We start from the raw sequence: 19791 nt of genomic DNA on the forward strand, positions 1-19791 counted from the left end.
AACTACAAAGGTAACGAATATGTCGGTCAAAGACCCACGTGACCATGTCAAGCATGGTCACATGAACGGATTCAGGATCAGCCTTGTCATCTTCTGCGTCGTCCTGGCGGCTCTCGACGGTTTCGACGTTCTGGTCATGGCCTTCGTCGCTCCCACGCTATCAGCGAGTTGGGGGCTGAACGGATCGATGCTAGGCGCGCTGTTCAGTGCCGGGATGATTGGAACCGCGATTGGCGCGTTCTTCCTGGCGCCCCTGGGCGATCGGATCGGCCGGCGCCCTATCGCATTGGGATGTCTCATGCTCCTGGCAATGTCGATGCTGATGTCGGCTGCCACGCGCAATTTCAGCGAGATGTTTGCCGCCCGGCTGTTCACCGGAATTGGTGTCGGTGCCATGTTGGCAACCATCAACATCGTGATAACTGAATACGCCAATGATCGTCGTCGCAGTCTGTGCAATGCAGGGATGTCGGTAGGCGTTCCGCTCGGGGCGACCCTGGGTGGCCTGGTGTCGGTGCTACTGATCAACCATTACGGTTGGCAGGCGCCCTTCGTGTTTGGCGGTGTGGCGGCTATCGTCCTGATGCCTTTCGCCTGGTGGCTGTTCCCTGAGTCTCTGGACTTTCTCATCGAGAAACGTCCTTCCCGCGCGCTGGACCGGGTAAATCGAATACTGCCGCGCCTTGGTCTGCAGGAACTGTCAGCACTGCCTGCTGCACGTGATCCGAACATCACTGATGGTCGCCTCAAGGACTTACTGAGCGCGTCGCTGAAGGGACCGTTCGTTGCCAGTTGCATCATGTACTTCTGCATCATGATGACGTTCTACTTCGTTTCCAGCTGGACACCGAAGATCCTCACCGACGCGGGGTTGAGCGTTTCAGGGGGGATCTCCGGTGCAATGCTGCTCAGCTTCGGCGGCATGCTCGGCTGCATGAGCTTCGGCCTGCTAGCGGCGAAAGTCGGGGCTCATCGACTCACTGCCATCACCATGGTCGCCCTGTTCGCCATGATGCTGCTGTTCAGCAACATGGGTTACCACCTGACTCTGTTGGTGGTGGTCGCTGTGACTCTCGGCTTCTTCCTCTACTCGGCGGTCACCACTCTCTACGTGGTGGTACCGGTGGCATTCCCGGCAACCCTGCGCGGTAGTGGCACGGGTATCGCCATGGGAGTAGGGCGCTTGGGGGCAGTGTTTGGCCCCTACCTGGCGGGCGTCCTGATCGACATGGGATGGAGCCGCGAACAGTACTTCCTCGTGTTGGCCCTGCCTGTGCTGCTGGCGGCGATTCTGCTGCGTGCGCTGCGCTCTCCGCAGATGAGAGGGGACGCTGAGTCGGTCACTTCATAGTTATGCATATTGTTCATGCGATTAATCGATGCCATTCGTGGCTTTCATTTTGTCACGTTTTTATAGTGGCCCGCACTTCAGCGCCACGGCGCTGAAGCTCACTTCAATAAAAACGATGATTGGAGACCGCCGTGTCCAACCCCAAATTCATTCTGCTGTTGTCGTGCCGCAATACCGCCGGAATCGTGAAGGATGTTTCCAGCTACCTCTTTGAGCAGGGATGCAACATCCTCGATGCGCAGCAATTCGATGATCTGGATACTCAGCAGTTCTTCATGCGGGTGGTGTTCGACGCGATAGACAGCGCGACGCAACTGGTACTCGAGGACATCAAGGCTGGATTCGCCGATGTCGCCCATCGGTACGGCATGGAGTGGTCGCTGCGTCCGCAGGACCAGCGCAAGCGCGTGATGCTGCTCGTGTCCGGCTATGACCATTGCCTACGCGACCTGCTTTACCGCAGCCGAATCGGCGAGCTGCCGATGGAGATATCGGCCGTTGTCGCCAACCATCCCCAGGAGCGATACGCCGCGGTTGATCTGCAGGGCATAGCGTTTCACTACCTGCCAGTGACCCGGGAAAACAAGTCCCAGCAGGAGGAGAAACTGCTTGCCTTGATCGAGTCCACCAGGACCGACCTAGTGGTGCTCGCTCGCTACATGCAGATCCTCTCAGATGACCTCTCGCGCAAGCTGGATGGGCGCTGCATCAACATCCATCACAGCTTCCTGCCGGGATTCAAGGGCGCGCGTCCCTATCACCAGGCCCATGAGCGTGGCGTGAAACTGATTGGCGCGACCTCGCACTTCGTCACCGCCGACCTGGACGAGGGCCCGATCATCGAGCAGGACGTCGAGCGCATTTCCCACCGCGATAGCGCGGAAGATCTCGTACGTAAGGGGCGTGACATCGAACGACGCGTCCTGGCCAGGGCAGTGCGCGCCTATTTGGAAGACCGCGTCATTCCGAACGGGCGCAAAACCATCGTGTTCGAAGGCTGACGCCTGGCCACGCATAACAACAATTCGTTGAAGTAACCGAGGTAAAGACATGCTCCCCAAGAATTTCAGAAAGACTCCAGAGGGCTATTTCACGTCCCGCTGGGGGCAGCCCGAGTACACGGACTGGCTCGACGAGAGCATGTCCTGGAAGGACCACTGCTACATCGGTGATTGGTCGTTCCTTTGGCAGCGGCGTTACCGTGGACCGGACGTGTTGAAGCTCTTCGCCGATACCTCGATCAACAGCTTCGCCAAGTTCGACATCATGCAGTCCAAGCATGTCACCCACTGCAATAGCGATGGCAAGGTGATCCATGAGGGCATCCTCAGTCGCTGGGGTGAGGATGACTTCATGCTCTTCGGTCGCGGCGGCTTCCTCATGGACTTCCACCTGCGCAAGGGCGATTACAACGTCAGCTCGGAGGTTGTCGAAGGGTTCAAATTCCAGGTCGCTGGGCCCAAGGCTGCCGCGTTGATCGAGAAGCTGACGGGCGTGGCCCTGGCGGACATCAAGTTCATGCACTCGCAAGTGGTGAAGATTGCCGGGCATGAGGTCTACGCGCTGCGGCAGGGCATGTCCGGGGAGCCTGGTGTGGAGCTGCAAGGACCTGCCGAACATGCTGCCGAGGTGTATGAGGCAGTGGTGCGAGCCGGCGAAGCGTTCGGGATTCGCAAGCTGGGTGGTCGGGCTGCCTTCATCAACCACCTGGAAGCCTGTTTCCCCACTATCGTGACCGACTACCTGCCGGCGATCTTCAGCGAGGACATGGCTGAGTATCGCGCCGAATTCGAAGCGTCTCTGCCGGCGTTCGCCTCGACCTTCAACGTTGCCGGCAGCTTCGAGGCTGATGATGTCAGCGCCTGGTACCGCAGCCCTGTGGAGCTCGGTTGGGGGCGCAACATCAAGTTCGATCACGACTTCATCGGCCGCGAGGCACTGGAAAAGGAAGTGGCCAACCCACGCCGGGTGATTCGCACCCTGGTGTGGAATCCCGATGATGTGCTCAAGGTATTCGCATCCCTGTTCCAGAAGGGTGAGCACTACGCCTTCATGGAGATGCCCCGGGATCAGCGCGGTTTCATGTATGCCGACAAGGTGCTGGTGAACGGCCGTGCGGTCGGCGTTTCCACCTCTCGTGGCTACAGCTACTTCTTCCGCGAGATGCTCTCGCTATGCACCCTGGACATCGCCCAGGCAGAAGTAGGTACTGAAGTCACGGTTATCTGGGGCAATCCGGGCGAGCCGCAACTGCCCATCCGCGCCACTGTCCAGCCCGCACCGTACAAAACCGACAACCGCCGCAGCTGAGTCGGCAAGGCCCTGGGTCTCAGGGCCTGCTTCATCTGTAAGACCCGGAGAAACAATGTCCGCATTCCTGATCGACGGAAAAGCCGAAGCCCGGCAACTGCGTGAACGCCTTGCACAGGACGTGAGCGCATTCGCTACTCGACACGGCCGCGCGCCCGGCCTGGCAGTCATCCTCGTGGGGACCGATCCCGCCAGCGAGGTGTATGTACGCAACAAGGTGCTGCAGACGGAAGAGGTAGGTATGCACTCGCTCGAGTACCGCATGCCCGCCGACACAACGGAGGAGCGTCTACTCGCACAGATCGACACCCTCAATCTTGATGACCGCGTTGACGGCATCCTGGTGCAGCTGCCCCTGCCCGCGGGCATCGATGTCACCCGGGTCATCGAGCGCATTGACCCGGCGAAGGATGTCGATGGCTTCACCATCACCAATGCCGGTCGCCTGGCAACCGGGCTGGATGCCCTAGTGCCCTGCACGCCGACGGGTGTGATGTTCCTGCTGAGGAATGTGCATCGCACTTTAGTTGGCCTGAATGCGCTGGTGATTGGCGCATCCAATATCGTTGGCAAGCCCATGGCACGGCTGCTGCTGCAGGAACGCTGCACCGTGACCATCGCTCACAGCAAGACTGTAGATCTTGAGGCAAGGTGCCGGCAGGCCGACATTCTGGTCGTGGCAACCGGCGTTCCCCAGATGATTCCCGGCGATTGGGTAAAGCCCGGGGCTACGGTTATCGATGTCGGTATCAGCCGCATCAAGCAGGAGAACGGAACTACCAGGCTGGTGGGCGACGTTCACTTCGAAAGCGCAGTTGAGCGTGCCGGGGCAATCACGCCTGTGCCCGGTGGCGTGGGGCCGATGACCATAGCTTGCTTGCTGGCCAATACGCTGAGTGCAGCACGGAGGCGTGTGGAAGCTCAGGGCGTGCTGTGATGGCAATGCCAGAGGAGCGGCCCATGGCCGGGCTGCTCCTTTCAGATCGCGAATTGACCGGCAAGAAGCGTTAGCAATGCCAGGCACTCTCATTTTTCTTGGACTAGGCAGCAACCACCAGCGCGAGCGTAACTTGAGTGATGGGCTGCAGTTATTGGCCCAGAGGCTGCGCGATATCAGGTGCTCAGGTATCTATGAAAGCGCTGCTGTTGGGGCGTCATCCACGACACCATTCCTGAATCTGGTGGTTTCGGCCGTGACAACGCTAGGGTTGCAGGATTTGGTGGACTGGCTGAAGAACATCGAGGCGAGCTGTGGAAGGAGCACTGAGCAGATAAGCCTTGATATAGACCTACTGACCTATGGCGACCTGGTTGGCCGATTTGAGCGTCTCGTATTACCTCATCCGGATATCTCTCGTCATGCCTTTGTGTTGTGCCCGCTTGCGGAGCTTGCTCCCTACTATATCCATCCCGGGCTCGGGCTCAGCTTTTCCGCATTATGGGATGCCAGACAGCCCGGCCCAGCGTTAAGTTGGCACAGTGTGCCGCCAACGGAGACGTACTCAACGGCAAGATCTCCTGCGAACGCGAGGACTACGACACGGTCGACCAAGAGTGAAGCAACTACGCTCGAAAAATGATCATGAGCACTTTGCCCGCGGCAGCGATCTGGTGGAATTATCGAGTTGGCCCTCGGAGCTCAGTTTATTGCAGCTTCAGCAGTAAGGCGGATGACTGAGCGCGATTTAGGCGGTTTCTTTTCGGCTGCAGATTGGCCCGGACCCAGGCAGCAGTATTTCACTTAGCTTGCGCGTGACTTCTATTCCTGGCCGGGGCTTGTCTCGGCCAGGAGCTTTACTATCGGCGGGTCGTTTCAGGCGACTGGTGTATTCGGTGGCTGCCAAGTCAGTGAGGTACGGAAGCCTTGTAGGACTGTGCTGTACGCTGCGCAGTTGTCTCGGATGTGATCATCACTGATTCCTTTCAGCAGCGCGTCAACGTCCAGTTTCTCAAACTCGAGTCCCATTTCAGCACCTTGGGTTTCCAACAGGCCCATGCAAAGCTGCGACAAGGCAAGTAGCCGCAGCCAAAGTATCGGCCTTTCGGTTACCGAGAAACCATCAATGAGGCGAGGGATGGGCTCCAGTCGACGGGCTTCATCTGGCTTCTCTAACATCTCAGAGAACTCATCGAGTGTCAGGATCCTGTCTGGTCCGCCTCGACTGTCGTGCGTAATCAACCTTGATGCGATCGTACCCAGTACGTCGTAGAACACATGCTGTTGTTGGCGGGTCCAGTCTTCTTGAGGGTGTCCTAAGGAAACTCGATCGCTAGATAAGCTCATGAATGCTTGGCGTTTAAACTTGAGCAGGGCCCTCATGGCAGGGTCGACGGTGAAGTCGGCGAAGGCAATCTGTCGTTCCACAAGCTCGCTGATCGCAAGCACTCGAAGTATTCGGTACGCCGTGCTTTGCCCAAAGTACCTGTGGATAGACATGTCATAGTGTGTACCACTATCGCTGATCCGCGTGACTCGATTGGCAAGTTCAGTTGCTGCTAGCAGTAGTTGGAAGCGCAGTGGACCCACTGCGAGATACAACCGCTTCCGTGCCTCGGCTCGATAGTTCCGCTCGGCTGACTGATCACCGAGGTACACCTCTAGCTCTTTCTTGAGTCGGGCATCGCTCTCGGCCTTGGCCTCATTAACAATTCGGTCCAACTCGGCCTTGTGCAAAGCGAGGCGCTCGCCGACCTCGGCATCGTAGTCTTTCAGGTCCTTCGCCAATCGATGATCTACCAGCCGTTTCGACAGGTAGGAAAGCGCGAGAATGCTTAGCGCGCTGGCGGCTATCGTTGAGCCTACGAACGCAAAGAAATCCATAGCAGTCATAATGGCGCCTCACTTGACACTCCGCGTTGGTTCGGTGTTGGCTACCAATCGCATGGTCGCCACGAAGTCGCTAATCTCCCTACCGCTAGCGACAAGCAGGCCCGGTTTCTGTATTGGCGAAAGCTACTGCGACCTGATGGAGCCCAAAGCAAAATATCTGTGCCTTCGCGCGGCGCGCTCACGAACAAGAAAGTGCGTCAATTGCTAGATAGCAGAAGCCAGCCGCTGAATTGCTGAAATTTCTATCTATTTATTACCGTGGCATAGGCGGCCCAATCAATGGCCGGTACCGTCCCAAGAGATTGCAGTTTGGATAACAGCCGAAAGAGAAAGTAAATTAGGGCCCCTTCCGATGGCACGGTCTTCAAGTCCCCCCCGAATAAGTCAAATGCACCGTCATCCAAGGCGCATCCGCAATCGAGCCTTTCCAGTTCGCTGGTTGGCAGGTGTTTCTGGAACGATTCGCCCAAACCGTCAACCCAACTGGATTTAGGCGCAACTATCCCCGCCAGAATTGGGAACAGTGCCTTGGGTTGGTAGGTGCCGCCGGCGTGCGCTATGGCCACCGAGGTCCGATGTAGTTTGCGTACGGAGGCCGCCTTGTTGCCAGCGTACTCAAGATAGCTCTTGTCGAAGTGGGGCTTAGATTCAAACACTGCATAGACCGCTTCGGCGGGAATGTAGCGGTGCTTCTGTTGGTCAAGCAACGTGGGCGTGAAATGCCGATCGAAAACCACGACATCCATCTGTTCGCTGCGATTACCGAGGCTATCGATGACAAAGCCCGTAGCCACTTCGTAGCGGTCTGGTAAATATGCCCGGAATACCTCTATCCAATGGTCTTCGTAAACTGCACCCTTAGTGCCAGCATGCTCAATGGATTGTGTGGCTCGCTTGATTTTTAAGGCCAGTTCGGCCTGGACATCGACAAACGCCTCCTTCATCCAGGCGGTATCGGCAGCTTGCTCTTTCTTCGTGGCCATGTGGTTCTCCCAGGATTCTGGCGCGTTTACGACAGCGGAAATTTGGGGCCGAACAGGGTGCGCCAGGCGCGCAAGGCCTCACCGTTGCGACCACGGCGCGCATGGTCGATGGCAATGGAGGCCTCGTTGCTCGCTGCGCGCAGAAGCTCTTGCGCACGCCGCTTGCGCGCGTCATCCATGTCGTTGCTGATGGCCGGTCCAAGTCCGGCCGGGTCAGGCCATGTATCAAGGATTCGGTCGGCAAGCGTCGAGAAAAATGCCTGGATCTCACGGTCAAACGAACCGCCCCATCCCCCGTATAAGCACTCCAGCGCCATGACCTCAATCAGAAACGAGGGTTTCACGGGCTTGTCGCTGCCATGCTTGGGATTGTTGTTCCAGTACTTGACCATCCGGACCAAACCTTTCCACTCGCTGCCATAAGCTTGGTGTGCGGCGACGGCTTTACTGGCATGTATCTCGGGGTCTGTCTTGATCCACTTGCCAGAAGCGGAATCGGGAATTTCGTATTCACTACCGGTATCAAAGGCAGGCACGGCGTCGATGCTGACAACCCGGTAGTCGGTGTTGTCCTCGGCGTCGATAACTACCCCAAAGTCCACGTTGACCGAACGAGCCTGCTTGCGTACCGAATCCTTGCCATACTTCTCGGCTAGGGCAGCATGGAAATCGTCCAGCACTACCGATGCGGCCTTGCCATGGTAGTGCTCCTCGGACTCCTTCAGCACAAAGAAGATATCAATGTCCTTAAGCGGTTTAGTCTTCGTGTGGCGCGCGTAGGACCCCGTCAGGAAGCTGCGCGCAATACCGAATTTCGTTCCCAGATAGTCACGCACCTCGTTCTGACGTTGGGAGGCGTTCTTTTGCTCGCGATCGTTCAGTTCCAGTCGAGATTTGAATTTTCGAAAAGCTTCATCAGTGGTCAACATTAGCGTTGCCTCCAGTAGCCGGCTTGGCCTCCCAAACCGTTGTGTTCGACCGTCGTTCCGAGACTCTGCTTGACCATGCCATCAGTTGACCGGTAACTCCCCTTGCTCCAGCCGGGAACATCCGGACGCCCCTGTTTGGTATGGAGCATCAGTTGGTACTTGGCTTGGGACGGCATAAGACCGGCTTTGCGGATCGCGTACTGCAGCTGCTCCGTGTCGGTCCAGAAACTGCCATCGCCCGAGGAAGACCAGCTGTAGACAATGTCGATGTCCCAACGGGTAATCAGCGTGTCAGTCGTCGGGTTGTAGATTTCGAGAACAACCCGCTCCAGGTCTCCGGAATCCAGCCAAGTTTTGACAGCTAACAGGTTGCTGGACCAACCCTCGACGAAATTTGACGGATCAAGCCCGCTGAGCCGGATGATGTCTTTCAGGCTCTTGAGGATATTGTCAGCCACATAAGTAACGGAATGGGTGTACGAGTAGGTAGCAACAGCGCTCATGATTTCAGGAAACCTCCCACATCCAAGGTGAGCGACTCCGCCCGGGCGTCCGTATCGCTGCCAGTCGAAATGCCGAGGGAAAGATCTCGGGCAGTGATTCGGCTGCTGTGCTTCTTCAACGCTGTTTGTACCCATGCCAAATCGTCCTTCTGGCAGGGGAGTGATATGGCCCAGTTGCCTTTCAGAGGGTCGAAACCCAGGGTGTCCTCATTCGCGTCGCCACCATCAATGGCGTCCTCGTCATAAAGGCAGTAAATGCGTGTGCGCGGCCCGTCGCAGGTCACAATGATGGGGGCGGTCCGAGGCGCCTGGTCGGTTATCAAGCTGGCAGCGATCCCGCTGACCGCTCGCAACTCTTGGCGAGCCTCCCCGTCCCTGCCCTGGATAAGCAGTTCCACGATGGCGCTCCATGAGGCGTTAGCATCGCGATGTGGGGAGCTCCGAAACGTACGGCTGGCGACGGTGCTCATTTGCGCTTCTCTCCTTGAGTGCGGTGTGCCTTGGCGTACTTGATGGCCTGCAGTAGGTCTCCAATTGACACAGCATTCGGATTGATAGCGATCTGAGGACTTGCCGCCAGCGCGTTGGCGACCACTTTACGGATGGCGCGACCGTCAAGGCCTTCGCACTCGGCGGCGCAGGCGTTGAACTCGGGAGACTCGATGAGCTTGCCTACGTCTGGGAAGGTCTTTGCCAACCCATTCAGGCAGTCTTTCAGAATCTGCCGACAAGCCTCGGAGCCAGGCAATGGAATTTCCATGATGAGGTCGCACCTGGACATGAAGGCGCTGTCCACGGCTTGGGGAAAGTTACTGGTTGCTACGAACAGCAGATTTGGGTACTGCTCTGCCAGCAAGTCCAACTGCACCAGAACCGCATCGGTCGCCCGGTGAACATCGACCGGATTCGCTTCTAAGCTGAGCTTGGCGCGGTCGGCTGCCAAGGTTTCGACTTCGTCGAGCAGGATGATGGTTGGACCAGCGGCCGCCGACTCGGCAATGGATTGGGCGAACAAGTCGGATACTGCACGCTGAGTCTTGCCCATAGCCGAGCTGGTCAGGGAGTGTGGCTCGACCTCCAGCAATCGGAACTTGTTGGAGTTAAAAGACTCAGCGACCCGGTGAGCTAGACTACGCGCCAACGTGGTCTTGCCTGTGCCCGGAGGCCCGACTAGCAGGATCACGCCGTGCAGGGGCAAAACACTTCGAGCCACTTTGGACCGGACCGTGAAATTCACGACGGCCTGGGACAACAGTTGGCGTTTGTGCGTTTCGTCGAGCACGATGGAGTCCCAATGGGCGCCCAGCGTGGAATCGGGCAGGCTCCAGATTCGCTGGATACCTTTAGGTAATTGGTCGCTCTCGAAGTTTGGCTTAGTCATGCATTCGTCCTTTCAGGTGACTATGAGTCAGGAGCGGCTTGCGCCGCTCCTGAGCGGGCTATTGCTTCACGAAGAAACAGAAGGGGCGTCCATCTTTACGACGCACCTCTTTACCGCTCCGCCAGTGCTTGAAGGACATGCAGAACACAGCCTTGAAGCCGGACGGTGGAGTGGGGGTTTCGCTCATGGCGCGTACCTCTCATCCGAGAAGCCGTTGACACCGCCCGTTCCTTGACCATAATCACCCGGCGCATTTGCCCAAATGCCAAAGCGATTGACGTCAAATCTCAGTCGCGGCCCGTACTGGCAGGCTTCTACCACCAGCACGGTAAAGACCCCCGCCAACCGTGCTACCGGTTGGTTGAGGGGTCTTGTATTTCACGCCCTTCCTTATCCGGCTATCTCTCGATAGCGGGCGCGTCCGTGCGCCATCCCCAATAGTTTCTGATTACTCCTACGCCCGAGTCCCTGGGACTCAATGGTCTTGCCCGTGCTGCTACCACCTCGGGGTGGCCTGCGCCGCTGCCCTCCCCAGGCAGCGGCTGCGCACCTTCTCGGTGCGCCATTTCAACACGCAGTGAAAAAGTTTCAGTGCTTGTTGAAAAACTACGTGACCCATAGGTTGTTAGATGCGTGTGAAATCACAGCTATTAAAATCAATGAGTTAGGAGGGAGGTTTTCAGCCAAGGCTGAATTTAGCTGTCAGGAAAAGTGAAAGAGCCTAATTTGCTGTCAGCTAGAGCTGAATCAGGGGCGACTAAGCAGAGATTTCCAGGAGGATTGGGATCAAAGCTTATAATTGTGTCGGGCCCTGATAGAGCGCAATAGTGTCGAGCGGTTGTTCGCGACGGGGGAGGTAGCCAGAAATGGCGCGTGGAATATGTACGTTTGGGATCGGTATTGATGTTCTAATTAATTATTTCGCTTATTTCAGATTTATTCATTAATAATATTGTCTTTAAAGTGTGTTACCAGATTTCTCTCTATTAGAGTGGGATGTATTGGAATCCCGCGGGGAGGAGTTGCAGGCTGAATCCTTCCGCCTATGATCAGGTTTCTTGTGTATCTTGGAGGGGCACCCAGCATAAAATCCGCTTGAGTGCATGTGCAAAATTCTTCTAGGACCTTAATAACATTCTCTTTATCTTTAGCATCTAGATACCAGTTTCCATTTATTCTGATAGGCTTAACATATTTGCTTAGAATAAAAAGCTGGGTGAAAGATTGAGGAGGTATTCCATACTTATCCAGTATTTCCGATACTGGAGTTGTGCTTTTGTAGTAGTCCAGCACCATTTTAAATTCGATAGAGGAGAGTTTTTTTATTGATTGATAGTGCAACGGGCGAAAGGGTAGGACGATGGCTTTCGTAATCATAGACAAGCTTTTAATTGTGATTCCTGTCAAGGAGCTTGCCTCGGAAAGCTTTATCAGTCTGTTGCTTGAGTGCTCTTTGTAGAGAATCTGGGTATTGGTTTCTGTTTTTTTAATTAATTCTATGGGTATGTCGCTTCTGTGAAATAGTGTTATGTCGCAACTGCCCGCTGATCTGGCAATTACCGGCGTGATCCCGTGGGCAGCCAAAATATCTGTGGTCTTTTTGCGGGGCAGAAGCAGGGTTTCAGATACCTCGGATGCGTTCATATATTTCTTATTGAAATTCTCTATTTCATCTTTGGGTATCAGGTACTCCGAAAACTTAGTTCTATAAGTAGCATTTAGTATGCCATTTCTTACTAGTTGTCTGATTATTGTTCTGTCAATATCAAGTAATTTGCTGGCTTCAGTCGTACTATAGTGGTTTGTTGTTTTGTCGCTTTCTATGACTTGGAGCTTAGCGGAAAGCTTATGTCGAACTCCGCGCTTATATGATGGGAGGAGGGCTTGGATTGCGGTTATGACTTGTTGGGCGGACTCTTTAGGTATTACAGTGGTGAATTTTGAGTTGGGCGCCAGCGGAATTGTGGGAGTGGCGAGTTGTTTAATTGCTTTTCTAACAGTGTTAAGAGAACAGCATGCTTCTTTAGCAATTGTTTGAATGCAGACGTATTTGCAGCTAAAGCTTTCAATGGCAGTTGCTGAAACCGCGTAAAAACCGTCAATTTGCCTAATTTTCTTGCCAAGCAAACCGGATTTTACCAATTCTCTGAACACATGTCGGTCTACTTTGAGATGTTGAGCGGCGGTGGATAGATTGATGATACTTGTTTCTTTCTTCAGTCGATCAGATTCGCGCTGCTTGGCGATTAATTCAATAATCTGATTAATTGCTGCTGCTTCTTGTTGGCTGTAGGTGCAGCATCGCTTTTCTTTTTTTGGGAATAGCTTGTGAGTACGAATAGTATTCCATTGTTTGTTGTTTATACCTAAATAGGCGAGAAGTTGTTGTGTGGTTAACGAGAATGTTAGGTCTGAAGCATGTTGGTTGGCTGGTCTCGCGCTAGGTGGTTTGTTTAATATGAATGACTTTATATGTGGCGGAGTGAGGTGGCTTAGCTTAGTGGAGAGGAAGCGCTCGTCAATGATGCTTTCATTACTGAATAGCCTCTGAAGACCAGGAATGATCATGTCCATATCCTCCAGAGCTATGGCTAATGCGGTGGAAAATATGCTTCTGTTTATGAACGGGTTACTATTTTTGCTTCCTAGTCCAAGGCTCTGAAGTGTGGATGAAAACAGATCAAACGCGTGTTGGGAGTTGCTTCTTAGCAATCGAAGTAGTTGTTTTTCCGGTCGAACTTCCGCTTCGGAACATTGAGGTGATTTGATTTGTTCGCCGCATTTGCACTCGGTTGTTATTTGATTGCGCCATGTGAAATTGCGTTGGCATTTCGAACAAGAGAATAGGTATTTTCGCGAGTGATAAGGGCAATTCTCAGCGAGTGAAAAATCTTTTGTGTTTTTTTCCCAGCCTTCCTCGCAGCATTCGCTACATATGGCGGCTCCCTTAAATCGGATCAGGCGCTTTTTAACTTCGATATTATTTATTAGTAGATTAGAGTTTGTTAGGACCTTGTGAGTGGCTCTATAGAAGCCGGTTTTTAAAAGTTCGCCATACTCTCCTGCTTGATAAGTTAGGCGTTCAGTTACGATAGTGTCTTGCCTAAGTAAATTGCCTCGGACAGGCAAATCTTGGAAATAGAATGAAAGAAATTCATCGATGGAGCGATAGCCGTTTCTGATTGCCGCACGCTTCAGTAAGCTAGTTGGGCTTTCCTCCGGCAACGGAAGTGGAATAAAGGCAAAATCTTTCATTTAAGATTGTCTTGAATAATGGAATAACATTTTGTAAGGCTAACTTCAAAAGGGTTATCATCATTTGATAGGCTGTGGTCTAAATCAAGAAATGCGCAAGTATCGATAAAGTCAGAAAGGCAAAGTGCTCGGTCTCCACGCTCTAGGCATATTTGAAAGGCATTTGAAAGTATAAGTCTCAAATACTCAAGATTTCCTTGTGTTGCTACAAAGAGGCGCGTAGAAATAGTTGGGTCAGTCAAGTGGATTCCTTTTCTTAAATCTCCTATGCTGTAAAGTTCCTGATCCAAACACTGTAGCGTCATTATGTATTCAGAGCTTTTATTTTCGTCAAAGCTTAGATGTTGGAGTTCTGCGACGAATGGGTAACGTCTTGCAAGTTCAGGCTTTCTGTAAATTACATCCTTACAGTTAGGCTTCCCCACTACTATTATGGGGATTTTGGATCTGTTGAGCAGGCTGAGAAGCCAGTCGGTCACATGGCTAGCTGTTTTAATAGTCTCTGGTCTTGCTAGTAAATGAAATTCATCAATAATAATGAACGCTGTTCGGCGGGTTTTCAGGAGCTCAAGGATGCGAAACTCCAAGTCTACGGTGTCTCCTCGAAGGTCAGAACAATTCAAACCAAGCAGCAATTCTTTCGCGAACGACTTTATGGTTGCTTCAGCCGGGACCTCACATTGGAGAGCCGGAAGTGTCTGATATAGTCCGTCGGGATCCACTTCTAATTTAGACTTTGAATATAGCTCGCAAAATAGTTCGCGCAGAGTTGATTTTCCGCTTCCTGACGGGCCGATTAGGATGGCGGATGAAGGAGTGCCTCGGCGCCGGGTACATTCCACCGATTTTTCGAGGATCGCGTAAGCTGTTCGAAAGCTGGGATAGAAGACAACCTTCTTCTCAAATAATCCAACTTTCCTATCTATCTCATCTATGTCTATGGTCAATGTGCACCTCCATGACTTGAGCGACAGCGGGAACCTGGCTGTTGGTTAAGTGTTTCTGGGGATCGATTTTGGAGTGGCTTTTTGATTTATTGGCCAATCCATTATCTGAGGTGAGAGCGATAGAGTTGGATGAATTGTATTCTTCTGAACGTGCGTTTTTCTTTCGGGCACGCTTTCCTTTTGAGTTAGCTAGCCTGAGATTGATTCGTACACGATTGTCTCTCGCTACTCTAAAATCAAATGTCCGTTCCTTCTCTTTGAGTTCGGCCATAACCAAGTGGTGCATGTGCATGGTTAAACCGGTCTGGTAGTCAGGGTCTACAGCATCTATGCTATATATATCGTCCGGGGCATCGGGGTGGCACACCCAGGCGGTTCCAAGTTCACTAGTGTCATAGTAAAGTGTAAGTTTGTCTTTTTTGCTATTCAATGTGCTGAGATAAGCTACGGCAGGACCAGTCCATTGCAAATTCTCAAAACCTATGCGGCCATTAACCGGAGTGGCGACTTTTTTACTAAGAAAAAGCATTTTTAAATCTTTGTTAGAGTATCTTTTTGCAGGGAAAGCGGGATCGGTATGGGCTTCCCAAAATATATCAGGCGATGTGCCCAGGCCACGATGAAAGTCACTGTGGTAGACAGAGTCAAGCCAGTCTTTGAAGGTCGCGCGAAGTTGTTCCAAGGTGAAGATGGCCTCTGCTTCCGAATCATACTCGCCCCTTTCTTGAATATTAGAGAATGTAGTTCCCTTCATGTGATGGATAAGTCCAGTCGTAAGTGTCTTAAACCACCGCTCGACGAATGGCTTCTGGTTAGGCTCTCCCGGTTCGCAGAACCTGATTTCGGCCCCCAGTAAGGTCAGGCAATCACGAAGTTTTTTAGCAACAAACTCAGGACCATTGTCAGTGACATAGAGCAAAGCCAAGCCATTGCGTTCGTGCTCGCTAGAAAGTGACATTTTGATTGCGCGTATCGTTTTCTCGATACTAGGGGGGTTAAGGGAAATGTCCCAGCCAATGATGCGGCGCGAACGGACGTCAAGGGCAACTGTTAAATAAGGCCTTCCCAAGACTTCCCCATAAGCATTGACGACAATAATATCCAGAACCTGGGTGTCGCACTCTACGCGCTCCAGTAAGTGGCGCAGTCTGCGAATTATCTTACTCCAACTTTGGTTTTTAATTGCGGTGCGACGACCAAGTTGATAAAACTCTGTTTCGTACTTGTCGAGTTCACGTATTATTCGGCGAAGCGTAGATTCGCTAGGTACCCTTAACTGGTCAGCGCTTGATCGTTTACTGTTAAGGTCCTCTATACTGAATGTTATCGCTTCAACTACTGCGCCGATAGTTGAAGGCGTCTCGGAGTGGTACAGTAATTCAATGTTGTAGTTTATGAGGTCTTGAATTTCTTCTGGCTGTTTTTGTACCCTGTACGTCTTTTTCTTCGCCCGCAATGATATCAGCGCTATTGGATTCTCTCCGGAGCGAAGGTAGGCTGTCATCCAATTGTATATGCAGGTGTAACTTGGGGGATGTGTATCACCGATTTGAGCACAGATTTCCAAGGCAAGTTCTTGGGTTCGTGCTTTCGGTAGAGATCCAGTTAGTTTTTCCAAAATTCCGCGGACATAGGCCAAGCGTCTATTTAGTCGCGCTCTGATTTTTTCTGTAAGTCCGGCTATGATCTTGTTGGCTTCTGCCAATAAGGGCGCTTCTTGTACTTTGAAGAAGTATCCTCTCCGGTGTGCTAAAGCCAGTGTGTCGTAGCTTTGGAAGCAAATATTTCTCCGTTGCTGGACGCTTCTGAGTTGAATGCGTCTTCCGGTAATGGCGATGATCTCAAACAACTGCATACGGTACTGGTAGCGTTCGCCAACGTTGAGTTCCAAGCTGTTGGTGCGGTCGCTATTGCTTTCGCCTCCGCTCTCACTAAGCATTGTCGCCTCTGCACTGAAGCTGTGTCTGGATGCCAAAAGGGCGCTGAAGGTCGGCTACGACCAGCCCATAGAACACTGCAAAAGCAATGTCTTCGGGAGGTGCGTGGTTGTCGAGGAGTTCATGGACAGTCAATTTTCCGTGTGGCGACCCGTAAAGGAGTGAGGAAACGTGGGAAGCCGATTTCCGATCAGATCCAAAACTTTTGTGATAGAGGAAGTGCAAGTTAGGTGTTCTGACAGGGTGCCAAAATTGGCTGTCACCAATGCACTCCAATGGATAACCACATTGGGCAAAGAGGGTCTGAAAGTAGCTCAGCCGGTCGCGCGTTGGGGCGTCGCTGAGCGCTGAGTTAGTTTTAATTTCATAAACGATAAGGCGTTTGTCACGAAGCCGTGCTACGAAATCTGGTGTGTAGCGTTGCCGGCTGGAGGTCAGTGCTAGAGTAAATGGCTGCGAGTGATAGGCGGTAATAATCGGGAGGCGCTCAAGCTCCAAGCAAAACGCGGCTTCGAGAAGCGACTCACAGGCGACGTTTCCACCGTTCTTGCGTGAAGGAATAAAGGTGACGTGCTTGCCGTACTTACCCCGGCGGAGTTTGGGACCTGGCAACAAAGAGAGTGTGCTTTTCAGTTCATCCGGTATTGAGATCATAGCGACCCACCCTTCCGAATCGAATCTACCGGTTGTGTTTGGCTAGAGTTACGCCATCCAGATGGTTTATGTGCGGGGTCTCTCTGCAGGCCCCAGATATTTGTCGCCTTTTCTGAGAATCACCGCTGAAGCGGCTTTGCGGACCGCGGAGCGATGTCCGCGTACTACTAGCATCCCCCCCTGTTCATACTCCCGCTAGCCCCTGCTACGGGCTTGAAACCGCTCTATCTCGGGGTAAAAAGTTTGCGCATGCGTCGGCGACCTCACCGTGTACAGCAAACGGTACTAAAACCTTACGTACGGAATTACATCCTTTGCACCGGGGGGACATACCGTGTACACCGCGCCTTACTACACGCCTCGTGAACTTGATCCGCCGATCCGGCAGACACTGGGCAAACTGTTAGTCCATACCTTGGCGGAGCAGGCTGGAGTCGACCACAGCGGAGCTGCCTTGGCTCGCTGGTATGAGCACCAGTGTGGGCAGGGCTACTGTGAACCAAGTGAAAAAAACTGGAGGCTGTTTTTCAAAGGACGAGTCCTCTCCGAACACTTGCAAGCCGAGTTAACCGTCCGTTACCCGCTTCTTCGTGAGGTGTTGAGTAACATTCTTTGGCCGACTCTGTGCGCCAACGCTCGGGGTGGGGAATCTTGGGGAGCGCTCTCTAGTGAGCTTGGTGAAGAACTTCAGTTGGATCTTGCCACATCTAAGGGGATTGACTGGTTGTCCAGGTGTGTGTCGTTGAACTATTTGAGTATTCTTTTTCTAATAATTCGTACCAAGTCGGCCAGGTATACTGCAAGTCGAGTGCGTGCTAGTCTCTTGTTTACTAAGTATCTGCAGGTGCTCTGTGTTACCTCTCCGTTGTCGTATATTGCTGGCGAGCTCTATCAGATAGTCGATTCGCTTATTTGGCGGCAAGATCTCTACGAACTAAAGAATCATTCGGACTGGCCGCATTCATTTGAATATTTTCATGCTGGTGTGAATGAGTACCGAGAACTCATTGGCGAGTTGACAGGTAGAGGGTGGTTCGACGATAAAGGGCGGGATCTATCGATATTTATGGCAATGCTAATTAACCATCCGCATGACTTCAAAGAGCTTCCCGATCTGCTGCTACATAAGAAACCTGATTGGATAGCGGCGCGAATCCGTCGTCATGTATGCGCTCTGGAAGCGTGGCAGAAAGAGATAAAGTCACTTCGCTGGAGGTTGGAGCACTTTCGCGTTGTGGAAAGCTCAATATTAGTCGTCTAGGGCGGCTACTCATTGGTAACTATGGTTGCGAGGTTGCCTGCATCACCCGCTATCCATGGTGCTGCTCTTGGTTGATTTTGAAGAGGCTTCGATTGCCGGGTTATCCGCCGCAATGGAATGCTTCAGAACGTGCTTTTGTAACTGGACTAGTTGTTCACGTTGTTGTTCACCGTGTTGCTGCATTAGTGCTAACTCGGCTTGCTTTTGCATTAGACGCTCCTCCAAAGCCGCTCTTTCAGTCTGCCGGTTGATCAAGTCTTGTTGCAGGGTGTTGATCGTCGCACGTTGTTTTTGTAGTTCCTGGGTCAGAAGGCGCTGTTGCTTGACCTGCTCACTGCTGGCGGCCATCAGCCGCTCGTTATCCCGATTCAGCGTCGCAAGCTCGTCTAATCGAATTGACAGGGTGTGCTGAAGTGTCCGGATTTCAGTTTGTAAGTGTTGAAGCTGACCGTCATGGCGCTGCAGTTCCTGCGCGCGCTGCACCTGGCTGGCTTCGCGAAAATGGGTCAGTGCGTCGCGCGCATGCTGATGTTTGTCTTCCAGCGAGCGCAATTGAGCGGCGCGTTCGTCCAGAAGCTGCTGCAAGCCGGTTTGGGCTTCCAGCAATCGCGTGCGATCTACTTCATTGCTATGGAGCTGGCTGCGCAGGAGGCCGCAGTCGGTGTTCAGGCTGTCGAGTTGGAGCCGCAACTGGTCGTTATCCGCTCGCAACTGCTCGATCCGCTCGGCACTGAACTGCCGATGGCTGCGGTATTCCTGCTGTTGGCGAGCGACCGCTTCGCGCTCCGCCGCGACGGAGGTTTCGGCCGCCTGACGGAGTCGGTCTGAGAGACCGGAGATGAAGCTGGTGATCTCTTCGCTCAAGCCGGGACCGTTGGCTACAGGCGGCGTATCGAGTTCTTTGAGGTAGCGTTGAATGGTGCTTTTCGACCCCGTATTCCCCAGTTCGATACGCACGGCGTCAATGCTGGGACGCACCCCGCGTGCCAGGAGTGCGTCTCGGGCCTTCTGCACTAACGCCTTGTTGATGCCGCTACGCGCCATGGCGCTGTCACTCCGACGATTGCGTGGTGTGACATGGAGTATGGAAGTACAGCTGTACCAGCACTCGAATTTAGGGGATTTGGCCGGACGAACTGACGTTTGAGAAGCGGGCATTCTCAAACCTCAGCGGGGGTGGCGGGGGGAAAGGGCAGTTTTTCTAGTACGCAGGAGGGTGAGGCGGTGACGGAGAAGGTCGATCGCTACCGGCAGGCCGCGCGGCGCGAGAGCACCGAGCGCCGCTATCAGCAGGCGCTCGCACATTTCGAGGAAGCCTGGGGTGGCTTCTTGCCCGCCAGCAGTGAGGCGATTGCCCGCTACCTGGCGGATTACGCCGAGACCCTGGCCAGCTCGACCTTGCGGGCTAATCTCGCCGCTCTGGCCAAGTGGCACCTCAGTTAGGGCTTTC

The 19791-nt window shown here is 53.3% G+C and carries 17 protein-coding genes; 6 read left to right on the forward strand and 11 right to left on the reverse strand.

Going from position 1 to position 19791, the window contains the following annotated elements:
- Positions 1-19 precede the first annotated feature (19 nt).
- From E8F20_RS02730 to folD, 4 genes are all read left to right on the forward strand, one after another.
- Positions 20-1351 (forward strand): MFS transporter, encoded by a 1332-nt coding sequence (locus E8F20_RS02730; RefSeq protein WP_280282325.1) that lies wholly within the window; start codon positions 20-22, stop codon positions 1349-1351.
- 131 nt (positions 1352-1482) lie between these two features.
- On the forward strand, positions 1483-2352 hold the full coding sequence (gene purU, locus E8F20_RS02735; protein WP_280282326.1) for a formyltetrahydrofolate deformylase: 870 nt from the start codon (positions 1483-1485) through the stop codon (positions 2350-2352).
- A 49-nt stretch (positions 2353-2401) separates the two neighbouring features.
- Positions 2402-3661, forward strand: coding sequence for an aminomethyl transferase family protein (locus tag E8F20_RS02740; protein ID WP_280282327.1), 1260 nt, complete (start codon positions 2402-2404; stop codon positions 3659-3661).
- 55 nt (positions 3662-3716) lie between these two features.
- A complete protein-coding gene (gene folD / locus E8F20_RS02745; protein WP_280282328.1) occupies positions 3717-4598 on the forward strand; it encodes a bifunctional methylenetetrahydrofolate dehydrogenase/methenyltetrahydrofolate cyclohydrolase FolD in 882 nt (293 codons plus the stop codon).
- 876 nt (positions 4599-5474) lie between these two features.
- On the opposite strand, the gene E8F20_RS02750 is transcribed toward folD, so the two are convergent.
- The 10 genes from E8F20_RS02750 to E8F20_RS02795 all read right to left on the reverse strand — a co-directional run bounded on the left by E8F20_RS02750 (position 5475) and on the right by E8F20_RS02795 (position 17080).
- The gene (locus tag E8F20_RS02750; protein ID WP_280282329.1) at positions 5475-6491 is read right to left on the reverse strand and encodes a hypothetical protein; all 1017 of its coding nucleotides are present in this window, start codon (positions 6489-6491) and stop codon (positions 5475-5477) included.
- A 242-nt stretch (positions 6492-6733) separates the two neighbouring features.
- Positions 6734-7474: a DUF6602 domain-containing protein gene (locus tag E8F20_RS02755; protein WP_280282330.1), complete on the reverse strand. Its 741-nt coding sequence runs from the start codon at positions 7472-7474 to the stop codon at positions 6734-6736.
- Positions 7475-7500: 26 nt separating this feature from the next.
- On the reverse strand, positions 7501-8403 hold the full coding sequence (locus tag E8F20_RS02760) for a CBASS oligonucleotide cyclase (protein ID WP_280282331.1): 903 nt from the start codon (positions 8401-8403) through the stop codon (positions 7501-7503).
- Positions 8403-8906, reverse strand: coding sequence for an HORMA domain containing protein (locus E8F20_RS02765; RefSeq protein WP_280282332.1), 504 nt, complete (start codon positions 8904-8906; stop codon positions 8403-8405). Before E8F20_RS02765 ends, E8F20_RS02760 begins: the two co-directional genes overlap by 1 nt.
- Complete coding sequence (locus E8F20_RS02770) at positions 8903-9304, reverse strand: hypothetical protein (protein ID WP_280282333.1); 402 nt, start codon at positions 9302-9304, stop codon at positions 8903-8905. The genes E8F20_RS02765 and E8F20_RS02770 overlap by 4 nt, the downstream gene beginning before the upstream one ends.
- 68 nt (positions 9305-9372) lie before the next feature.
- Positions 9373-10287 (reverse strand): AAA family ATPase, encoded by a 915-nt coding sequence (locus E8F20_RS02775; protein ID WP_280282334.1) that lies wholly within the window; start codon positions 10285-10287, stop codon positions 9373-9375.
- Positions 10288-11223: 936 nt separating this feature from the next.
- Positions 11224-13542 (reverse strand): hypothetical protein, encoded by a 2319-nt coding sequence (locus E8F20_RS02780; protein ID WP_280282335.1) that lies wholly within the window; start codon positions 13540-13542, stop codon positions 11224-11226.
- Positions 13539-14489, reverse strand: coding sequence for a TniB family NTP-binding protein (locus E8F20_RS02785; RefSeq protein WP_179060114.1), 951 nt, complete (start codon positions 14487-14489; stop codon positions 13539-13541). Before E8F20_RS02785 ends, E8F20_RS02780 begins: the two co-directional genes overlap by 4 nt.
- Complete coding sequence (locus tag E8F20_RS02790; protein WP_280282336.1) at positions 14470-16428, reverse strand: DDE-type integrase/transposase/recombinase; 1959 nt, start codon at positions 16426-16428, stop codon at positions 14470-14472. The genes E8F20_RS02785 and E8F20_RS02790 overlap by 20 nt, the downstream gene beginning before the upstream one ends.
- Positions 16421-17080: a hypothetical protein gene (locus tag E8F20_RS02795; RefSeq protein ID WP_280282337.1), complete on the reverse strand. Its 660-nt coding sequence runs from the start codon at positions 17078-17080 to the stop codon at positions 16421-16423. The genes E8F20_RS02790 and E8F20_RS02795 overlap by 8 nt, the downstream gene beginning before the upstream one ends.
- Positions 17081-17414: 334 nt before the next feature.
- On the opposite strand from E8F20_RS02795, the gene E8F20_RS02800 reads away from it, so the two are divergent.
- Positions 17415-18341: a hypothetical protein gene (locus E8F20_RS02800; RefSeq protein ID WP_179060111.1), complete on the forward strand. Its 927-nt coding sequence runs from the start codon at positions 17415-17417 to the stop codon at positions 18339-18341.
- A 42-nt stretch (positions 18342-18383) separates the two neighbouring features.
- Here the strand turns inward: E8F20_RS02800 and E8F20_RS02805 are convergent, their stop codons facing one another.
- Positions 18384-19385: a DNA-binding protein gene (locus E8F20_RS02805; RefSeq protein WP_280282338.1), complete on the reverse strand. Its 1002-nt coding sequence runs from the start codon at positions 19383-19385 to the stop codon at positions 18384-18386.
- A gap of 180 nt (positions 19386-19565) precedes the next feature.
- Here E8F20_RS02805 and E8F20_RS02810 point away from each other — a divergent pair, with 180 nt between their 5' ends.
- A complete protein-coding gene (locus tag E8F20_RS02810; RefSeq protein ID WP_280282339.1) occupies positions 19566-19784 on the forward strand; it encodes a hypothetical protein in 219 nt (72 codons plus the stop codon).
- Positions 19785-19791: the final 7 nt, after the last annotated feature.

The organism is Pseudomonas sp. BN415 (assembly GCF_029871195.1).
In the GTDB taxonomy this organism is placed as follows: domain Bacteria; phylum Pseudomonadota; class Gammaproteobacteria; order Pseudomonadales; family Pseudomonadaceae; genus Metapseudomonas; species Metapseudomonas resinovorans.